Below are 18,894 nucleotides of genomic sequence, written 5' to 3' on the forward strand. Positions count from 1 at the left end.
CTTTCGCATTCGTTTGCTCCTTCGAAAAGTTGAGCAAACTCTACATCAGAGCGAGGGAAGTTTCGGGGGGCAGGTCACTAGGAGACCGCTCTACTTTTAGCTTGAAGTTTAGTCGCTTGTGCCGATGCTTGTAAGCAGCACAATATATAGATTGGAATATCATGAGTTTAGGGCATAGCTTCAGCAAAGTATTCGGTCTGAGTTCTAACACGCTCCGAAGCCTTGGTGTTTTTGATCCTACACTAGATGTAGACGCTAGACTGTTTATCGACCCCTTCTTGCTGCCGCATAGCCAGCACAAAGAATTTTCTGACTGTGCCTTCACAAAGTATGAAGAGCATTTTACTGGCATCTATAGCTTAATCACACATTCCCGGACTGAAGGCGATAAAGCGTGGAAAGCTGCGCTTAAGAAGTTTCAGTTTTCTGAAGCAAAGGGAATGAGCGGGACATGTCTCGGGTACAGTAAAACCTCAACGAAAGGGCATGCCTTCGGGCCGATCAAGGCAGCGCAGTCTCTTAGGTGGGCCAAACAAGTTATTGAACTCGGAGTAAAAGACCCTGAAATGTTCTCTGCCCTGTCTCTGTTTGAAGAAGGGATTGGAGCCGACCTCATAAGTGACATGATCGCTGCAATTGCGATTGAATGCATATTGAAATTCAATGAGCGGGTCATTTCGGAAATTTCCAAAGAAACGCCTATCCCACTACAAGAGTTCACCTTGCGGGGGCACAAGGCAATGTTGCCGCAAAACCCGTTTTCCAACCAGCCCGAACCTGTAATTCTGCTTGCAGACGATATCCTGAAAAACCTACCAATCCTTGATGACCCCAAGAACATCCCCAAAGTGGTAGAAGGAAACGAGAACCTAAGGGACAGAGTGAACGAGCACATTGGAGAGGTGTTTGCCACGAAAACGAAGAAGGACAAGGAACACATCAAAGACAGGGCTATGGAAAGTAGCGCTGCCTTTCAGACCTTTCTTGATATGCTCAAACTTCTCGAACAATCCAACTACAATGTCTATCAAGACCCCGAAGGTCTTTTGGCATGGCGCGATATCGCCGCATCTACGACGGCCATCAACAAGCTTCATCTTGTAGTAGATAACTCCCTGCCACGATTAGAGAGGCTGAACAAAGTAGTTCTATCTATCATCGAAAAATTTACTGCATTGGTTGAGGACAATCGACTTTATCGGGTCTTCTATCACGAAGATAAGCCTAGAAAAGAATCGTTTGCTCAGCTTCTGTTCTACGCCATCGCAAGTTCTTACTGTGATGCTGCAGATGTTGGTTTGACTGCCGAAGCTGACGCTGGGGTGGGTCCTGTAGACTTCAAGTTCTCAGATGGCGCTGACAGTGTCTTAGTCGAAGTAAAGCTTTCAACAAATTCAAGCACCGTCAAAGGCTTCACCAATCAGCTTGAAGCTTACAACAAAGCCGAAAGATCCGGGTACGGACACTACCTTGTAATCGACGTGGGTAAACTTGGGAACAAGTGGAAAAGTCTGCAAACGATAGCTGCTGAAAACCCTGAGTTTGCCAATACGAATAAGCTGCATCTCGTCGACGGGAACCTGAAGCAATCTGCTAGTAAACGAGCCACATGAAGGAAGAACCCCCAGAGAGGACTATCAAACACTTGTGCCGCTACAACGCAGCCTGCGAATCTTGAAAATTAAGAGGCGGACAGGGTGGATTTGAATCTGGCGTTTTCCGCCCAAGGATTCGCCATAAAAATAAGGGGTGGGCGGACAGGACGGACCGGACTGACACGAAAAGCGCCACAAACACTTTTCGCAGCAATCTAACGGCGGGTGGTAGTTAGATGGATAATTATAGAATCCATTCAATAATCTATCCGTCCCGTCCGTCCCGTCCGCCCTTCCATAAAAATAAGAGCTTTCGCTGGGCGGATTTGCCGAAAACTAAATCCGCCCTATCCGCCCGAATGGGGTTAACGCTCAGCCTCTGCGCGTTCGAAAGCACTCTTTGCCTGTGCGGGAAAACCAAGTGCCACCCGGTCAACGCGAATGTTCTTGGCTTCGCCGCCACCCACCTCAACAGGTAGCTTCGTATGATTGCGGTTCTTCCCGCTCAGGATCAACGCACCGCTTTCCTTCAGTGCCGTTACCAATCCCGTGCGGGTGCCGCTCAGCCCCAGCACAGTCACATTCTCGATGGCGTGCCAGTCGAGAATAAGGATGTCATCGGTGTACCACCCCACAACCCCGGCGTGGTTTCCGTCTTCCCACTCCGACGCGGGGATTACCTTGCTACCCATGTTTCGGACCAGCCAAGACTTGAAACCGTCCAGAAGCGAAGTTTCGCCTTCAGTTGCCCTACCCTCGTCTGAGACCTTGAACGTGTCCCACGCCGTCTGAACAGCCGTCGTGATCTTTTCCGCATCCGGCAACAGACCTGCCCTGCATGCAAGCTTTCCGGCTACGCGCACCAACGCGAACACCTTTGCGGCGCGGGCTTGAGCGGGATTTGCATTTTCACCCGCAAGCGACTTTGCAGCCTTGTCGATCATCGCGCGCAGAACGTTCCGCCGCTTGTGCCAGTCGTTCTCAATCAGCCAACGGACAAACTCAGGCCCAGCGTGACCAAAGTTCGCGGCTACCGCTTCCATACGCTGAATGACCTCCGCGCTGACGCGCGCACCCGCCGTCACATCCAAATCAGGAAACCGTGCAGAAATGCCAGTCTTATAGTCTGCCTTTGCACCCGTGATGACAGTACGCAGGCTCCGCTCATTCGACATCATGGCGAACACCTTGAACTCAGCCTCTTCGGCAAGACCTGCGCTCACATTGCGTCCACCCATCCGCGACTTCCCTGAACCAGACGAAAGGCCGAACAGCAACGGGGCAAGATCTTCCGGGCGCTGCATGCGACCGATTTCATCAAGTGCAAGGAACGACTCCGACCCGATAGCAGCGAGCAATTCCACCGCGTTAGCGGTTCCTGACAGGCTGAAGAAGACGCCCTGCTTGTCGCGAGGCGTGGTCCATGCGGATGTTCCCATCATGAGTGCCAGAGACTTGCCCCGGCTGGAATCCCCCGAAAGGTTGAAGCCGCAGCCATCTATATCGGCAAGCGCAAGAAGAGGCCCCGCAAAGGCACCCGCAAGCCCTAAGACCCAAAAGAAGTTCGGAGGCGCATCGCCGATGTCTTCGAATGCCGCGTCAGCGGCATCCTTCCACCCTTCCAGCGTTCCCATCACTCCGCGATCCTTCACAGTCGCAGCGCTATTCAAACGGTAAGGCGTGCCCGCTGACGCGGGGATGTACTCGCCCGTCGGGCACAGGTAACCGTCGATCACGCCGCCACGGTCACGGACCCAGCCCGGACGCGGTACGGTGGGGATATGTCGCTGCGGAGTGATCTGGCGGAACAGATTAAGGATGGCGTCGCGACTCTTTTTTCCGCCTGCGTACAAGGTCATACCCGCGTCGGCCAACGCCTCAAGAACACCTCCGCCCCCTTCGCGGATCAAGTCGGCCATGTGCAACGTGATTTCCACGTCAACGCCATTTTCGTTCTGGAAATGGATGATGCGACCTGCACCAGCATCACCGGAAATGGTCGACGCGCGGCCAACAACCTCAAAGCACTGGCACAAAGGCGTATCGCCGTCTTCCCCCTCCAAACAGACAGTATCATTCCGAATTCGGTAGCTACTGGGTAGCCAGTGCGAGACAGGTTCAAATTCGCTGTCACAGTCCTGGCCCGCGTCAGCGGTGTCATCCTCAGGGGGCAGCAGATACGGGCTGCCCTCGTCGAACAACAGCGGCTCTTCAAACCACCCCTGCCGCAGCATTTCTTCAAGGAACTGAAGCTTGTGACGACCCTGACAGGCATCGTGACGGCAGAAGACCGTCCAGTATTCGTTCTGGGCGTCGATGCAGTTGATCGCCATCGTCGCAGTGCCGCCCTCGGACGAATGCTCGTGCTCGAACGGGCACTCAATGTGGACGTGTCCTTCAGCCTCGCCACCTGCGACCCTGATCTTGTCCGGGCGCAAGTCTTCCAACAGGTTCGCAATCAGGAACCGGTCCTTTGCCCCGCCTTGCCCAAAGTGCCAGTCATTGAGCGACTTACCGGACGGCGTCGTTGCCGTGGGCGGGCGATCCCCGTCCATGTCACCACCGCCTGCCTGCTCGAACGCGTTCAGCTTCTCGCGCTTGGACGTATAGAGGCTCTTCTTGTACTCCGGCACGTCTTCAAAGCGCAGTGGTGAACCGCGATGAATAATGGCTTCCCAATACTCGCTGCCCTCCGAATGACGCGCGGTGTAGAACAGGCGCGACGGATCGGTACAAGACGTATCGAAGTGGACGCCAAGCAACTCGACGGCCAGCCCCGTTACCTTGTTTTCCCAGACGTCCAGTGCTTCCTGATGCGTCTGCGCCAGATCGATGATATTGACCGGCTCTGCCAGCGGGAAGATCAGGCGGAACTTTTCCAGAGGCGGCGTATTTAGAATGATCTTCACGCCGTCCTTTTCCTGATGCTTCTGCTTCGCGATCTCGATATCGGCGATGAAGGATTCTTCGTACCGGTTCTTGTCGTGCTCGCGCAGATACTGCCGCACCTGATGGATGTCAGGATCGGTCGTGATCTTGAGCTTACGCAGAACTTCATCGCGCTTGAGGGTCAAGCCCTGCTTGCCATTGTTGAATGACGTGTAAATCAGCGCGAAAAGGCCGTGCCTCTTCAAAGCGCCGACGACCTGATCGATAGACGCTCCGGAGTCGATATCGAGGCCCATTGCGTACATCGTCTGCATCGCCTTGGCCTTGCGTGCGCCGTCGATGCCGGTGCCGAGAACGACGCTCTTACCTTCTTTGTGCTTACCAACCGGGTGGCGCGAGAAACCCCACGCCGGGTTGTTTGCGTCGCCTTCATGCCCGGTGATCCAGTTCCTCCACGACATCTCGACGGCCTTCCACTGACCGTCCTGCGTGTTGCGCTTGTCTTTGGGTGCCCAGAATTCACCAGTCATCAACTTCGCGGATCGATCCAAAAACGCGACGTAATCATCCGAGTCCCCGTACCCCATGGAGGGTGGAGGCATGATTTCGGCATCATTCAAATAGTCTTCCGGGTGTTCAAGCACACCTTCTTTATCGGACACCATGTCCTTCATTCTGCTCGCTCCTACTTGTTGTTTTGGGAAGGGCGCTAACGCGGTCCAATCCAGTTCGTCACACACGCCCTGCCTCAAAGTCCTTCAGAAACGCGGCGATTTTCTCCAACATGATCGCCACATCCCGATAAGCGTAGCCTGCGTGGTTCAATGCATCGGACAGCACCATAATCAGACCGCCAATGGGCTGCGGGTCTTGACCATCCCAATGCATCGCACAAAGGGCCGTTTCGGCGGCTTCAACGATGGGGTCGTTTTCGACATCCATTATTCACCCCCTCCAATTAGAGAGTTCATTGCATTAATTAACGACTTCAATTCCTCCACATTTTCATTAATTTCTAAGTCCAATTCAGACGCTTCCTTGATCTTCTGCCCGATCACGCAAACTGCGCCGCCATTTCCATTCATTCCGATACCTTTCCTAATTAACCTCTCGCCATGGTTGCGAGATACCCCGACTTAGTAAGCGATAACGAGACCCGTCAACCGCCTTTAAATCGCGCTTCAAACCAATGTGATTTTTTCCAATATCTTTGATTTTGATAGTGTTTTTAAGCCGACTCGTATTGTCCACGTCGTGAGATCATCGCCTTCGAAAATCTTTGACTTGAAGTGAAGTTTCATCAACTTGAAGTCGATATATTTTGCCCATTTTTAGAATGCGGCAATAGAAACACGGCACGAATTACCGTAATTGTTTCCGTCCGCATTTTTGCGAATGTGACTTTCTATGTTTCCTAAAGCGCGATCACGAAATGTTTCAATTACTCAGATCGGTGCGAAATGACCCATGACTGCACCCAGCATTGCCCAGAATCGATCAGCCGGGGCCCAATCTCGAATCGGTTCTCCGCCGTGGGAGGTCCTGCCACCCGTCTTCCAGACACCCGGATTCCGCCGGGGGTCCTCAGTGGTGTCGCGATAGAAACCAGCGTCCTGCATAATATCGCTGAAATCCCGCCCGACGATTTCTGCAATTCGGGCTGCCACCCTGATCGGCATACGGAAAGCACCGCGACCGTGTTCTATATCCAAGTTACTGGTCAACGCCCGAATAAGGCGCGCGCACTCTCGGCGCTGCTTGGTTCTTTCTAGATAGGTTCTCAATGTGGCGTCTCTCTTAATTGGGTGCGGTGGCTAGGTGTGGCCCTCTGCTGCTAGTTGGGTACTCACCAGCGCCTCAATTTCATGGAGCCTGTGGCGGAAGTGTTCGTCATCCCGACACAGCAACCGATGTGCGTGCCAGAGTTGGCAGCGCCGCAGGTACCTGTCATGAGCGCGTTGGCATGCCGCGCTACGCTGCTTTTGGTTCAAATGCTTCGATCTCTTTCGCAAGGCGTTCATCCTCTTCCTGAAAGCGCTCTGACGGCCACTCAGACCGTCTCACAATGGCTTTGCGCCAACGCTCTGAACGTAGGCGCATACGTTCGCGGGCAGCTTTATCAGCATGGGGATGCCCGTTTCCGGCCCCGTCCATGTCGAAAAAACTCATCGCGCACCTGCACGTACATCTGCAGCGTCAGCAACCGCACGCGCCTTGTTTCGTTGGCGTTGGCGGAGCTGTTCGTCGTGTGATAGCGGCGGGTTCAACTGCCGCTTGAGCTGGTAGTATTCGCTCAGGCTGATCGTATTGCCCGTCAGGTGGCAGTAGTAGTTGGTGCCGACCTTAACAAAACGGTCTTCAATCGCCCCGCCAGCAGCGCGGAGTGCGTTTTCAAGCTCCTTCACTCGATCAACCCCCATGCGCGTGCCTTCGTGATGCGTTGTGCGGGTGAAAGCGTCATGAGGCGACGCAGCAACGTTGCTTCATCTGCGGCACTGGTCGGTGCTCTCTGCGGCTGGTCCGTCATCCCAAGCTGCCTTGCCCGTGCGATACGCTGATGTGGTGACAACCGGGCCAATTCAGCGTGGACCTCATCGTCGCCCTGTTCCAGAGCTACGCGCTGCTCGTGTTGCCGGACCTGCTCCTTCACGCCTTCAAGCTGCTTAATTTCCTCGACGTAGAGTTCGGACAAAGGTTCGTCGCTCAGGGTGAAAATTCGCGCGCTCGGCATCGACATGACGCCTTCGCGGGTCAGCTCGACATCAAACATGCGGGATGCGTCTGAAATGATCTTGTCAGACACGGCCTCCCACCTCGCGCGGGTCAGGTCTCCACCGGACGCTACGAGGTTGCGGAAATTTTCGTGGTCGCTCAAGTTATGCGGCCTCCTGTTTATTGGTTAGATTTTCAGAATGACGTGCGTTGCATAGGGCGAACGCGAAGGCGAAGGACCCATCGATGGTGGGGAGTTCGGTATCGTCACCGGTAACGACAAATCGACAGATGCCGGGGTGAATGCAGAGCTTAAGGTGGAGCGCGTCGATAAACTGCCACATCTCACTGCTTGACGTCGCCTCAAACAGCGCGGCGGTAAAATCGACCCGGTATTCAGTCAGCCGCTCTTTCTGTTCAGTATCAAGCCAGTCCTCAAAGGACCGACACACCGGGATAACCTCGTCGCCAACGAACAAGGTCCGGTCCGATGTAGCGGCATCGAACAGACGCTGGATAGCGCCGTTCTCGCGCTCACGCGCGGTCAACGTCGGCAGCACTGCGGCTACGTAATAGCGTCGACTCCGTGCCCCGCCCGTATAGGGAACGGAACGCAGGCGGCGGCATACAGTATCCGCACAGCATCCAACCGCGCTCGCATAGTCTTTCTGTGATACCGTGATCGGCATTTCTTACCTTCATTTTTGGAAAGTTAAGTCTCTGGGGTTGACTTTTTCTCTCATATCGCGGGTGTCGAGTCAAGAAATCGGCAAAAACGGGTCATTGATTCGGATTACGGCAAAAGAAAAGGCCCGCGTGAGCGGACCTACGGGAGATTTCCTACAACACTAAACAATCTTGGATTGTGTCTTGTAAGTCGGTCAGCATATAGCGCAAGCGAACATCAAGTAACTGAACGACGAGGAAACATGACTCCAACAAGCCATGTAGATGCACCGCAGCAATCAACCAGACTTGAGCGACACAAGGCCTTCTTAAAGAAGCGGAGTGATCCTGTAGGAAAGGGTTTTGCTATTGGCTGTCTAAATGCAGCATCTGCTCTATTTTTGTATTGGTGGCAAGATGATGGGAAAGAACTGAGCCGGGGCATCGAAGCTGTCTTCAGCGTCGAAACTCAGGTTTTCTTGTTTGTCATGCTCATGGGAACTCTATTGTTCGTTCCATTGATACCACGTGTGCTACGGCTAAGCATATTCATCTATGACGCATTTCTTTTCGGACTTTCGTTCTTGTTCATAAACGCACTATTGTTCAGCGTTGTGTCTCTCATTGGTGATGAGCCAGAGAGAGTAAAATACTTGCTCATAGGACAAGGCATTATTTTCATCGTTGCATCACTAGTGTTCGTGACTATTGGCCCCTTCACCGCCGAAGAAATAGAAGACTATGTGACGTCCAAAGGTCGTTGGCGCGCGTTTGGTGGTAAATTCCGAAACTGGTTGTTGTTTTATGCGGTGTGGGTCGCGGCTATAGTGACAGCTACATATTTCGGAAGCGTACAGATTCAAAAGTCACTGAAACAAACAAGCTGTGAATGCTCCGAGTTAGTACCCGCGTCCCCCACTCAATAGCGTCGATGAGGCTTACGCAAGATCACCCAAACGCGGGCTAATTACAGACCCAATTGGCCGGGGGCCGCATTCCAGCTAAATTTGGCTAGAAATACACGACAAAGCCATACCATAACTCGTGCACACCACGCTAAATAGCGCTTGAGCGCAGTCGTCGCACAACATACAGTCTGACCCATGGCAAGATGTACAGCACCAAGACGCGGCCACCGTACAGCAAGTGGTCGAGCAGCCTGCCCCGCATGCGGGGGCGGAAGTCGTAGTTACGGTAGTAGCTGGGGGTATGGATCATCATACTCATCCCCTTCCTACATCTCTTCAGCGAGCAGCGGCGGCAAAAGGGGCAGCGCAGGCAGTACCGTCAGCAGCAGACCGAGATGGTCCCCGGCAGGCTCGCCTGTATCGTACACACCCTCTGAGGTTCGAGCACTAAATCCGATCCGCCAAAGCGTCGAAACTCGCACCCCCCTGCCGGACCCCAGAGACGTCTTTCTATGTCACGCTTGGGACGACCGGAGCGGAGCAGCCAAGGAACTGCACGACTTACTTGAATCTCAAGGTGTGTCGGTATGGTTTAGTGAGAAGGACGTCCTACTCGGTTCACCACTACTTCGCGAGATTGACAAAGGACTCGCAAAATCCCGCGTCGGTATCGTGTTGGTGACCCCCGCGTTTTTGAAGCGCATTCGCGGGGAAGGTATCGCCGACAAAGAGCTTTCAGTTCTCCTCGCGCGCGATCTGCTCGTCCCGATTGTTCACAACACAACATATGAAGACCTTCGCGATGTAAGCCCCTTACTTGGTTCTCGGACGGGGTTGAGCACTGCAGAAGAGCCGATGAGCGATGTCGCAACGAAACTATCTGAACTGATCTCTCTGTAGGTCAGGACTAAAACCCACCGCTCCGCCGCCCTGAGTTGCAGAACTTAGGGCGCAAGTGGATCAACCAATTTCAGACTTTCATAAAGGTACGGCATAGCTGCACCGTCGCCGTATCCACTCTCGACAGCATCCTTGTTTGCGCGTCCCGTAAGGTATCGGCGATGCGAGTCCGGAATGCCCACATTGTCTGACGCGTCCTGCAATCGGTGCCGAAATGAATGGTGAGACACTTTTCGCCCGACAATTTTCAACTGCTCTCGCCTCAGATGACCAAACCTTTTGCCGTAGTTTCCACTGACTCTACCACGCTTGTCGGGAGTCATTTCTTCGAGCTTTTTAGTATATCGCCCCCACTCTGGAAACGCCCATGCCTCGCTTGGCTCGACGGCTGCGCGGCTTTCGATCACTTGCTTCAAGCCCAATTCAACAAGCCTCGGATGCACCGGCACCCAACGAACTGTCGCCATACTTTTGGCACGCATCCAAGTGCCTTCATCCGTAATCTGCATCGACCAGATACCATCTAGGTCCTGAAAATCACAAAGACGAAGCTGGCACACTTCCTGCACGCGCGTTCCATGGTAGGTCGAGATTGTTGGTGCCCACCTGTCAATCGTGGTCGGACCATACTGCGGATTGTCTGAAACCCAAACTGCGTCCAAAATCGTTTGCAACTCTGCGGGAGTAAAGGGACGCCGACTTTCCTTCTTACTCGCGCTATGTTTCCGCTTATCTTTTGGAATCGAATAGTCTCGCCAAGGGTTCTCCGAACGGTAGCCCTGCCCAGCAGAGAACGCCAACAGTGCCTTCATCATCGACACGTACTTATCCCGCGTCTGGTCAGACAGGGTACTCTTATTATTTTTCTTGGCCCATGCCACGGCCTCAAGGAAAGGCAAGTCGCGGACGAACCGCCCATCAGATACCTTGCCAGACGTGATCACGGGCAGTCCCTTGATTGCTTCTGCATAATCACGCAAATGAGCTTTAGTTAGTTCAGTGACTGCGATTTCGCCGTTCAATTCTATAAAACGGCGAACATAGTAGCGCGCAGCATCTGCCGTCTGCGGATCGACAGTGGGTGCCCACTTTACGATCACATCACGCAAGCTAAATTCATCGCCAACCAAATCAACGTCCTGCCCAATCTGGCGCAGCGCCCGTCCCCGCGCGTTAGTCTGGGCACGTATAGCCGCTGACGCGGCGCTGTGCTCTGCTTGCTGCATCTGCAATTCTTCTGGATCGGCAAAATGGTCAATCACGACTTTTCTAGGTGAACCATCCGGCCCATCCTCAATATCGAACTCGCCCGCGTCAGCGGGCTTCCCAGCTTCAATAAAGGCCAGTGCTTTCTTGTCTCGCTCGTATTCTTTCAAAAGCCCAGACAATCCGCCTGCATTATCCAACAGCGCCTTTTGGTCGGACGGCAAATGTCGGGCCAATGCCCGCCAACCCTCTTCGGCCTTGGCCTGTTCAAGCTGCGCATCCATGATTGCACGAATTCGCCGTGCTTCCTTTGCGGCAGCAACCGGGTCCGTCGATCTGGTGGATTTTTGATAAACATCTTTTCCAGCCCAATGCCCCCTAATCGACTCGGGTATCGCGATTTTCACATGATACCGCCCACGTAACTGAATAGTGTCAGCAACCTTCTTCATCCGCCAATTCCTCAATCGTCACATTGCTTAATGTGACGATCAATGTGACGTTTTTCAAGGCTAAGGCCCTATTTTCACGAAGTTCTTTATTTTTATGGGTGAAATACTGGTGCGGTCGAGAAGACTCGAACTTCCACGGGTGTTACCCCACAGCGACCTCAACGCTGCGCGTCTACCAATTCCGCCACGACCGCACTGCCAGTGACTTGGTAGAGCGGCGTATAGACGTTGGCGCGCGCGATGTGAAGAGGCAAAAACACTCCGGTTTAAAATCCTTCGCCGCAGCCTTATCTATCCCGTTGAACAACGCCGTATCGATCTGACAGGAGCCGCAGATGACCTCGACCGACACCCGACCAATTGTTCAGATTGATATCGTCTCGGACGTCGTGTGCCCTTGGTGTATCGTTGGGTTTCGTCAACTTGATGAAGCACTGCAGCAACAAGATGTTCTTGCCCGACTTCGCTGGCATCCGTTCGAATTGAACCCGAGCATGCCGCCCGCAGGTCAGAACCTGCGCGAACATATTATGGAGAAGTACGGCTCAACCTCGGAACAAAGTCAGCAGGCGCGGGACAGGCTCACGTCGATTGGTGCCGAGTTGGGGTATACCTTCAATTTCAATGACGACAGCAGGATGGTAAATACGTTCTCGGCGCATCAATTGCTGGATTGGGCTGAAGAGCAAGGGCGGCAGCATCCATTGAAATTGGCGCTGTTTGACGCGTATTTCACACAGCAGCACGATGTGTCCGATGTTGACGTGCTGTTGGCGGCGGTTCGATCCGCTGGGCTGGACGAGAACTTAGCGCGGCAAGCGCTTGAAAGCGGTCAGCATGCAGCACCGGTACGGGAAAAGCAGCAGTTTTGGACCAGCAAGGGTATTTCAGGCGTGCCGTCCATGGTCTTTGGCGGAAAATACCTGCTAACCGGCGCTCAGGGAACGGAAACCTATGCGCAGGTGTTGCAACGCTGTCTGTCAGAGGCCGCCTGACCCCTTTCCCTGACCGATCTGGACGGATATGAGGCCAGCATGGAATGGAAAATCACCGATGGTCTGACCAGCTATGACGATGCCGTCGCCTTTATGGAGGCGCGCGTCACGTCGATTGCAAGCGGCGACGCTGAAGAATGTGTCTGGTTACTGGAACACCCCCCTCTTTATACTGCGGGCACCTCAGCCAAGATCGAAGATCTGACCGATCCGGATCGCTTTCCGGTATACGAAAGCAAGCGAGGGGGCGAATACACGTATCACGGACCTGGTCAACGTGTGGCCTATGTCATGCTGGATCTGAACAAGCGCGGGCGCGATGTGCGCCAGTTCGTGAAGCAGTTAGAGGCGTGGGTGATCTCAGCGCTGGCAGAATTCAACGTGCAAGGTGAGATTCGTGACGGGCGTGTGGGGGTGTGGGTTCGGCGTGACGACAAACCGTTGACGGTGACTGGCAAACCTGCGGAAGACAAGATCGCCGCCATTGGCCTACGCCTGCGCAAATGGGTCAGTTTTCATGGTATATCGGTGAACGTCGAACCGGATCTGGAGCATTTTTCGGGTATCGTCCCATGCGGGATCAGTGAGTTTGGTGTGACCTCACTGGTCGATCTAGGACTTCCTGTGACCACGTCGGACCTTGATGCCGCGCTGGAGAAGACGTTCGTCGATATCTTTGGTCCCTTTGCTTCCTGATTCTATCTGATGCTCGCTACGCAGCGAATCGCTGCGTTCCAAGAGGGCAAACAACAATCCGCGCGACTGGCTGGCTCTGTTTCCTATGCGTACTGCAATTAACCTTGAATACGTCGGATTTAGGGAAGTCTTTAAGCAATTCTTAACTCGGGTAGATACAAAGGCACCGTTAACGAGTAGTATGAAACTGCCAATCAAGAGTGAGTGGTATGTTAACCGGTGATCCAGGGCTCGCCCTCGAAATCCGAGAAGTGTTTGGTTACGAGTCTGCCGTTCCGACCCCAAATCGGAACGGCAATTCTCTTTTCCCATCCCTGTGATGCCATGTGCCCGTCGTGCCGCGGGCCTTCAGGCGAAACCTCCGCTTACAACACGCTTTTGATTTTCTCAGCATGCTGAGCGATCAGATCGAAATCGCCCATACTGCCCGGAGGCCGCATTGATTCCCCCTCGTGCCGGGGCAACACGTGAAAATGCAGGTGAAAGACTTCCTGCCCTCCCGCTGCTTCGTTGAATTGCTGAATTGTCACACCGTCCGCGTTGAACGCGGTCTTAACAGCATGGGCCATTTTCTGCACGGTTCTCATCACTGCCGCCAATTGCTCGGGCGTCGCATCCAGAACATTGCGACACGGCGTTTTGGGGATTACCAACAGATGCCCGTCCGCGCGTGGCATGATGTCCATGAAAGCCAACGTCTCTTCATCTTCAAACACTCGGGTAGAAGGAATTTCTTCGCGCAAAATTTTGGCGAAGATGTTGTCGGGATCGTAATCTGCCATCTCAGGTCTCCGGATTGCGGGCGTTGACCTAGTACTGAGACCCGCGCCGACACTGGTCAAGGCGGAACTCTGCCAGATCGCTCGCTGCTCCAAGAAGCTGGGCTTGAAATCCAGTTCTCGACCACCAGATATCCGGTGCTCATGACCCGAAAATCGCGCGGCGGCCCCTTGCCCGCGACAATTAATCTTGATCCAGATCAAACTCGGCCATTGAAGGTCGCCCCCTCGCAATCTAAAACCAGCAGGAATCCCGCGCGTTGGAGAGGTCCGACAGCGCGGTGTAGTTGCAACAGGAGGCACCTAATGGCAGACGCAGCCATTCATGGTCACGATCATGAAGACGAGCGCAGCTTTTTCCAGCGCTGGTTCATGTCGACCAACCACAAGGACATCGGGATTCTGTACCTAGTCGTTTCGGCGCTTGCCGGTCTGATCTCGGTTCTGATGACCGTCTATATGCGGCTCGAACTGATGCACCCCGGTGTGCAGTACATGTGCCTCGAAGGGTTCATGGCCGATCCATGCACCCCGAACGGACACCTGTGGAACGTGATGATCACCTATCACGGTGTTCTGATGATGTTCTTCGTGGTCATCCCGGCGCTTTTCGGCGGATTTGGCAACTATTTCATGCCGTTGCAGATTGGTGCGCCGGATATGGCGTTCCCGCGAATGAACAATCTGTCCTTCTGGCTTTATGTTGCCGGTACTTCTCTGGGCGTCGCGTCGTTGCTGAGCCCCGGTGGTAACGATCAACTCGGCTCAGGCGTAGGCTGGGTTCTGTATCCGCCGCTGTCGACGACCGAGGGCGGCATGTCCATGGACCTTGCGATCTTCGCCGTGCACGTATCGGGCGCCTCCTCGATCCTCGGTGCGATCAACATGATCACCACCTTCCTGAACATGCGTGCGCCGGGCATGACCCTGTTCAAAGTGCCGCTGTTCAGCTGGTCGATCTTCGTCACCTCGTGGCTGATTCTGCTGTCACTGCCGGTTCTGGCGGGTGCGATCACCATGCTGCTGATGGACCGCAACTTTGGTTTCACCTTCTTTGATCCGGCCGGTGGCGGAGATCCGATCCTGTATCAGCACATCCTGTGGTTCTTTGGCCACCCGGAAGTGTACATCGTGATCCTGCCTGGCTTCGGCATCATCAGCCACGTGATTGCCACCTTCGCGCGCAAGCCGATCTTCGGGTACCTGCCGATGGTCTGGGCGATCATCGCGATTGGTGTTCTGGGCTTTGTCGTATGGGCGCACCACATGTACACCGTTGGCTTGTCGCTGCGTCAGCAGGCCTACTTCATGCTGGCCACAATGGTCATCGCGGTGCCGACAGGGGTTAAGGTCTTCTCGTGGATCGCGACCATGTGGGGTGGTTCGATCGAGTTCAAAACTCCGATGCTGTTTGCCTTCGGCTTCCTGTTCCTGTTCACCGTTGGTGGTGTGACAGGTGTTGTTCTGTCGCAGGCTGGTGTAGACCGCGCCTATCACGACACCTACTACGTGGTTGCGCACTTCCACTATGTGATGAGCTTGGGTGCAGTGTTTGCGATCTTTGCTGGTATCTACTTCTACTTCAGCAAAATGACCGGTCGTCAGTACTCCGAGTTCTGGGGTAAGGTTCACTTCTGGCTGTTCTTCATTGGCGCCAACCTGACCTTCTTCCCGCAACACTTCCTCGGCCGTCAGGGCATGCCGCGCCGCTACATCGACTATCCCGAGGCGTTCGCGCAGTGGAACTTTGTCTCGTCGATTGGTGCGTTCATCTCTTTCGCTTCGTTCCTGCTGTTTTTCGGCATCGTGATCTACGCCCTGTTGCGCGGCGCACGTGAGACTCGGAACAACCCGTGGAACGAATACGCGGATACGCTGGAATGGACCCTGCCCACTCCGCCGCCCGAGCACACGTTCGAGCAGCTGCCCAAGCAGGAAGACTGGGATAAGGGCCACGCGCACTGATCCCGTCCTGATCTAAAGAAACCCCGCCCAAATGGCGGGGTTTCTCGTTGCCAGAGCTCCTGGTTCGCCAATTGCGTCAAAATCCGCTATGATACCCCGGCAGATCAGTCGGAGGGTCGGCTATGCCGGAAATCGACTTTTGGTATTCAATCGGCAGCACCTACAGCTTCCTTACCGTGACTCGTTTGGACGATTGGTGCGCCGAACATGACGCCACAGTAAACTGGCGGCCCTTCAATGTGCGCACGGTCATGTCAGCTCAACAAAATATTCCCTTCGCCGGAAAGCCGGAAAAATCTGCCTACATGTGGCGCGATATCGAACGTCGCTGTGCCAAGTATCACATCCACGCCAGCCTTCCGGCCCCCTATCCGATTTCAGATCTGGCATTGGCCAATCAGATCGCAGTTCTTGGAATGATGGACGGATGGGGTAAGTCCTTCACACAGATTTTGTACCGCATCTGGTTCGAAGAGGGCGTTGAAGCCGGGCACGAAAGTGCATTGTCCGAAGCGCTATTGCGGTGCCAGCAGGATCCACGGCTGACACTGGCTCGGGCTCGTAGCTCAGACATCACCAAAGCGCTTGAGGCCGAAACTAATGCCGCAGTAAAATTGGGTGTCTTCGGTGCCCCAAGTTTCGTCGTGAGGCAAGAGGTGTTCTGGGGCGACGACCGTTTGGATGACGCGCTGTCCTGGGCGCGTGTCGGCCACGTCGTCTGATCAAAACCCGTCGACTTAGAACAGCGCTGCGTTATGTTTCCGGTATGCCCTATACGTGGAATCAGACGTCAGAAACCGAACAAGAGCTGCGGCTCTGGCCGCATAACTCCTTGCCGCCGCGTGGGGCCATGATCACCATCCTGTCTGTGTTTATGTTTGGCCTGATCCCGCTGTTGGCCATGCTTGGATCTGTCGTCCTGTGGGGGCTATTGCCCTTCTTGCTGATCACGGTTCTTGGGCTTTGGCTGGCGATTCAGATGAATTATCGCGCCCGTAGTGTGTTCGAGGTTTTTACTCTGTCTGAAACCCAAGCGCATCTAGTGCATCACACCCCGGGTAAAGAACAACAGGAATGGTCCTGCAATCGCCATTGGGCACGGCCAGAAATGCACGAAAAAGACGGCCCCGTTCCGCACTACGTCACTCTTGTTGGCGATGGGCGCGAGGTCGAGATCGGGGCGTTTCTGTCAGAGGACGAGCGGATCATGCTCTATGACGAGTTGGTTCAAAGACTGCGCGAACCCGTCGCGCAGTGATCCTTAATTAAGCTGATTTACTCAGCAGCTTCCATTTGAAGCAGCGCACAGATGGTCTTTGACCATTGGGCCAACCTTGCCGAAATCCATCTGCCCGGTATAACGGGTTTTAAGCTCTCCCATCACCCTGCCCATATCACGAATGGAACCAGCACCGGTCGCGGAAATTGCAGCTTGAATCGCCTTGGACACTTCGTCATCATCCAGCTGCTTAGGCAGAAACTCTTCGATGACGGTAACTTCCTGCATCTCACGCTCGGCTAGATCCAGGCGACCGCCCTCTTCATAGGCTCGCGCGCTTTCCTTGCGTTGCTTGGTCATTTTACCAAGAATCTCAAGAACTTCAGCGTCTCCGCATCCCTTGACTTCTTCATTCTCCAAAGCGCGCGCCGCGATATCGCGGTCCTTGATGGCCGCGTTGATCAACCGCAACGTCGACAGACGCTCGGCCGCTTTGTCTTTCATTGCTTGCTTCAGGGCGGCGTTCACCCGTGATCGCATGTCCATATGGTTTGTCCATCCCCATGACAACGGAACCCCGAACATATCTAAACAAAAAGCATGATACAACCAGAGGCGAATGCATGTAACCCTTTGAAAAACAACAATAGCCGAAAAATTGAACAGACTTGACCCAAGCGCCCAACCCCCTTAGGTATGCGCCGGTTTACCCTGCAGGAGAGTCGCGCCATGGCCCAGAACGCCCCGTCCAAGCCCACCGCATGTCTGGCATTGGCCGACGGAACGCTGTTTTACGGCATCGGCTTCGGTGCGACCGGACAAACAGTCGCCGAGCTGTGCTTCAACACTGCGATGACCGGATATCAGGAAATTATGACCGACCCGTCTTATGCCGGGCAGATCGTAACTTTTACCTTCCCCCATATCGGCAACGTTGGCGTGAACCCTGAAGATGACGAAACTGGCGATCCGGTCGCTGCTGGCATGGTCGTCAAATGGGATCCGACCGAGCCTTCGAACTGGCGCTCGGCCGAGGAACTCAAAGGTTGGCTTGCCCGCCGTGGCCGCATCGCCATTGGTGGTGTCGACACCCGTCGCCTGACCCGTGCCATCCGCCAGCAAGGTGCGCCGCATGTGGCACTTGCCCATGATCCTGAGGGCAATTTTGACATCGAAGCGCTAGTGGCGACCGCACGCGGCTTTGCCGGGTTGGAAGGCATGGACCTGGCCAAGGACGTCACTTGTGCTCAAAGCTATCGCTGGGATGAAATGCGGTGGGCCTGGCCCGACGGATACACGCGTCAGGAATCCCCGGCACACAAGGTCGTTGCTGTGGATTACGGTGCCAAACGCAACATTTTGCGCTGCCTCGCATCAGCCGGATGCGATGTTACCGTTCTGCCAGCGACCGCGACCGCTGCCGATGTGCTGGCCCATCAACCCGACGGCGTGTTCTTGTCAAACGGCCCCGGCGACCCAGCCGCAACCGGCGAGTATGCCGTCCCGATGATCAAGGAAATTCTGGACACGACCGATCTGCCCGTCTTTGGCATCTGCCTTGGTCACCAGATGCTGGCGCTGGCTTTGGGCGGCCAGACAGTCAAGATGAACCACGGCCACCACGGTGCGAACCACCCGGTCAAGGATCTGGACACCGGCAAGGTCGAAATCACCTCGATGAACCACGGCTTTGCAGTGGATGCACAATCTCTGCCCGAGGGCATTGTGGAAACCCACCGGTCGCTGTTTGATGGCTCGAACTGCGGAATCCGCATGACGGACCGACCTGTCTATTCGGTGCAATATCACCCTGAGGCATCGCCCGGACCGCAGGACAGTTTTTATCTGTTCGAGCGTTTCGCCGATGCCATGGAAAAGAAAAAAGAACGGGCATAACGCCTGAACTGTCCAG

At 54.5% G+C, this 18,894-nt stretch carries 19 protein-coding genes and 1 tRNA gene; 9 read left to right on the forward strand and 11 right to left on the reverse strand.

Going from position 1 to position 18,894, the window contains the following annotated elements; all coding sequences use genetic code 11:
* Nucleotides 1-161: 161 nt before the first annotated feature.
* Nucleotides 162-1,613, forward strand: a complete 1,452-nt coding sequence (locus tag Q0816_RS00005; protein WP_298845970.1) for a hypothetical protein — start codon at nucleotides 162-164, stop codon at nucleotides 1,611-1,613.
* Nucleotides 1,614-1,960: 347 nt separating this feature from the next.
* Here the strand turns inward: Q0816_RS00005 and Q0816_RS00010 are convergent, their stop codons facing one another.
* From Q0816_RS00010 to Q0816_RS00040, 7 genes are all read right to left on the reverse strand, one after another.
* Complete coding sequence (locus Q0816_RS00010; protein WP_298845973.1) at nucleotides 1,961-5,158, reverse strand: DUF927 domain-containing protein; 3,198 nt, start codon at nucleotides 5,156-5,158, stop codon at nucleotides 1,961-1,963.
* Nucleotides 5,159-5,216: 58 nt separating this feature from the next.
* Nucleotides 5,217-5,426 (reverse strand): hypothetical protein, encoded by a 210-nt coding sequence (locus tag Q0816_RS00015; RefSeq protein WP_298845976.1) that lies wholly within the window; start codon nucleotides 5,424-5,426, stop codon nucleotides 5,217-5,219.
* Between the two features lie 503 nt (nucleotides 5,427-5,929).
* Nucleotides 5,930-6,163, reverse strand: a complete 234-nt coding sequence (locus Q0816_RS00020) for a hypothetical protein (RefSeq protein ID WP_298845978.1) — start codon at nucleotides 6,161-6,163, stop codon at nucleotides 5,930-5,932.
* 292 nt (nucleotides 6,164-6,455) lie between these two features.
* Nucleotides 6,456-6,653, reverse strand: coding sequence for a hypothetical protein (locus Q0816_RS00025; RefSeq protein WP_298845981.1), 198 nt, complete (start codon nucleotides 6,651-6,653; stop codon nucleotides 6,456-6,458).
* On the reverse strand, nucleotides 6,650-6,904 hold the full coding sequence (locus Q0816_RS00030) for a hypothetical protein (RefSeq protein ID WP_298845984.1): 255 nt from the start codon (nucleotides 6,902-6,904) through the stop codon (nucleotides 6,650-6,652). The genes Q0816_RS00025 and Q0816_RS00030 overlap by 4 nt, the downstream gene beginning before the upstream one ends.
* Nucleotides 6,886-7,359 carry a hypothetical protein gene (locus tag Q0816_RS00035; protein ID WP_298845986.1) on the reverse strand — a complete coding sequence of 158 codons (474 nt, stop codon included), beginning with the start codon at nucleotides 7,357-7,359 and terminating at the stop codon, nucleotides 6,886-6,888. Before Q0816_RS00035 ends, Q0816_RS00030 begins: the two co-directional genes overlap by 19 nt.
* A gap of 1 nt (nucleotide 7,360) precedes the next feature.
* Nucleotides 7,361-7,885, reverse strand: coding sequence for a hypothetical protein (locus tag Q0816_RS00040; protein WP_298845989.1), 525 nt, complete (start codon nucleotides 7,883-7,885; stop codon nucleotides 7,361-7,363).
* Nucleotides 7,886-8,125: 240 nt separating this feature from the next.
* Between Q0816_RS00040 and Q0816_RS00045 the strand changes: the two genes are divergently transcribed.
* Both Q0816_RS00045 and Q0816_RS00050 read left to right on the forward strand, forming a co-directional pair.
* A complete protein-coding gene (locus tag Q0816_RS00045; protein WP_298845992.1) occupies nucleotides 8,126-8,788 on the forward strand; it encodes a hypothetical protein in 663 nt (220 codons plus the stop codon).
* Nucleotides 8,789-8,965: 177 nt separating this feature from the next.
* Nucleotides 8,966-9,670, forward strand: a complete 705-nt coding sequence (locus Q0816_RS00050; RefSeq protein ID WP_298845995.1) for a toll/interleukin-1 receptor domain-containing protein — start codon at nucleotides 8,966-8,968, stop codon at nucleotides 9,668-9,670.
* 44 nt (nucleotides 9,671-9,714) lie between these two features.
* Here Q0816_RS00050 and Q0816_RS00055 read toward each other — a convergent pair whose 3' ends face one another.
* Together Q0816_RS00055 and Q0816_RS00060 are read right to left on the reverse strand one after the other, a co-directional pair.
* Nucleotides 9,715-11,328, reverse strand: coding sequence for a hypothetical protein (locus tag Q0816_RS00055; RefSeq protein WP_298845998.1), 1,614 nt, complete (start codon nucleotides 11,326-11,328; stop codon nucleotides 9,715-9,717).
* Nucleotides 11,329-11,435: 107 nt separating this feature from the next.
* Nucleotides 11,436-11,522: transfer RNA gene (locus Q0816_RS00060), tRNA-Leu, on the reverse strand.
* 141 nt (nucleotides 11,523-11,663) lie between these two features.
* Between Q0816_RS00060 and Q0816_RS00065 the strand changes: the two genes are divergently transcribed.
* Complete coding sequence (locus Q0816_RS00065) at nucleotides 11,664-12,323, forward strand: DsbA family oxidoreductase (protein WP_298846000.1); 660 nt, start codon at nucleotides 11,664-11,666, stop codon at nucleotides 12,321-12,323.
* Nucleotides 12,324-12,362: 39 nt separating this feature from the next.
* The gene (gene lipB, locus Q0816_RS00070; protein WP_298846003.1) at nucleotides 12,363-13,019 is read left to right on the forward strand and encodes a lipoyl(octanoyl) transferase LipB; all 657 of its coding nucleotides are present in this window, start codon (nucleotides 12,363-12,365) and stop codon (nucleotides 13,017-13,019) included.
* A 365-nt stretch (nucleotides 13,020-13,384) separates the two neighbouring features.
* Here lipB and Q0816_RS00075 read toward each other — a convergent pair whose 3' ends face one another.
* On the reverse strand, nucleotides 13,385-13,801 hold the full coding sequence (locus Q0816_RS00075; RefSeq protein ID WP_298846006.1) for an HIT family protein: 417 nt from the start codon (nucleotides 13,799-13,801) through the stop codon (nucleotides 13,385-13,387).
* Nucleotides 13,802-14,104: 303 nt separating this feature from the next.
* Here Q0816_RS00075 and ctaD point away from each other — a divergent pair, with 303 nt between their 5' ends.
* The 3 genes from ctaD (at nucleotide 14,105) to Q0816_RS00090 (ending at nucleotide 17,021) form a co-directional block, all read left to right on the forward strand.
* Nucleotides 14,105-15,763, forward strand: coding sequence for a cytochrome c oxidase subunit I (gene ctaD / locus Q0816_RS00080; RefSeq protein ID WP_298846008.1), 1,659 nt, complete (start codon nucleotides 14,105-14,107; stop codon nucleotides 15,761-15,763).
* 122 nt (nucleotides 15,764-15,885) lie between these two features.
* Complete coding sequence (locus tag Q0816_RS00085) at nucleotides 15,886-16,485, forward strand: 2-hydroxychromene-2-carboxylate isomerase (protein ID WP_298846011.1); 600 nt, start codon at nucleotides 15,886-15,888, stop codon at nucleotides 16,483-16,485.
* A gap of 44 nt (nucleotides 16,486-16,529) precedes the next feature.
* Nucleotides 16,530-17,021 (forward strand): DUF2244 domain-containing protein, encoded by a 492-nt coding sequence (locus Q0816_RS00090; protein WP_298846014.1) that lies wholly within the window; start codon nucleotides 16,530-16,532, stop codon nucleotides 17,019-17,021.
* A gap of 21 nt (nucleotides 17,022-17,042) precedes the next feature.
* On the opposite strand, the gene Q0816_RS00095 is transcribed toward Q0816_RS00090, so the two are convergent.
* Nucleotides 17,043-17,528: a GatB/YqeY domain-containing protein gene (locus tag Q0816_RS00095; RefSeq protein WP_298846016.1), complete on the reverse strand. Its 486-nt coding sequence runs from the start codon at nucleotides 17,526-17,528 to the stop codon at nucleotides 17,043-17,045.
* A gap of 183 nt (nucleotides 17,529-17,711) precedes the next feature.
* Between Q0816_RS00095 and carA the strand changes: the two genes are divergently transcribed.
* Nucleotides 17,712-18,878: a glutamine-hydrolyzing carbamoyl-phosphate synthase small subunit gene (gene carA / locus Q0816_RS00100; protein ID WP_298846019.1), complete on the forward strand. Its 1,167-nt coding sequence runs from the start codon at nucleotides 17,712-17,714 to the stop codon at nucleotides 18,876-18,878.
* The last annotated feature ends 16 nt before the right edge of the window (nucleotides 18,879-18,894 follow it).

It is taken from the genome of uncultured Ruegeria sp., from assembly GCF_947497005.1.
In the GTDB taxonomy this organism is placed as follows: Bacteria; Pseudomonadota; Alphaproteobacteria; order Rhodobacterales; family Rhodobacteraceae; genus Ruegeria.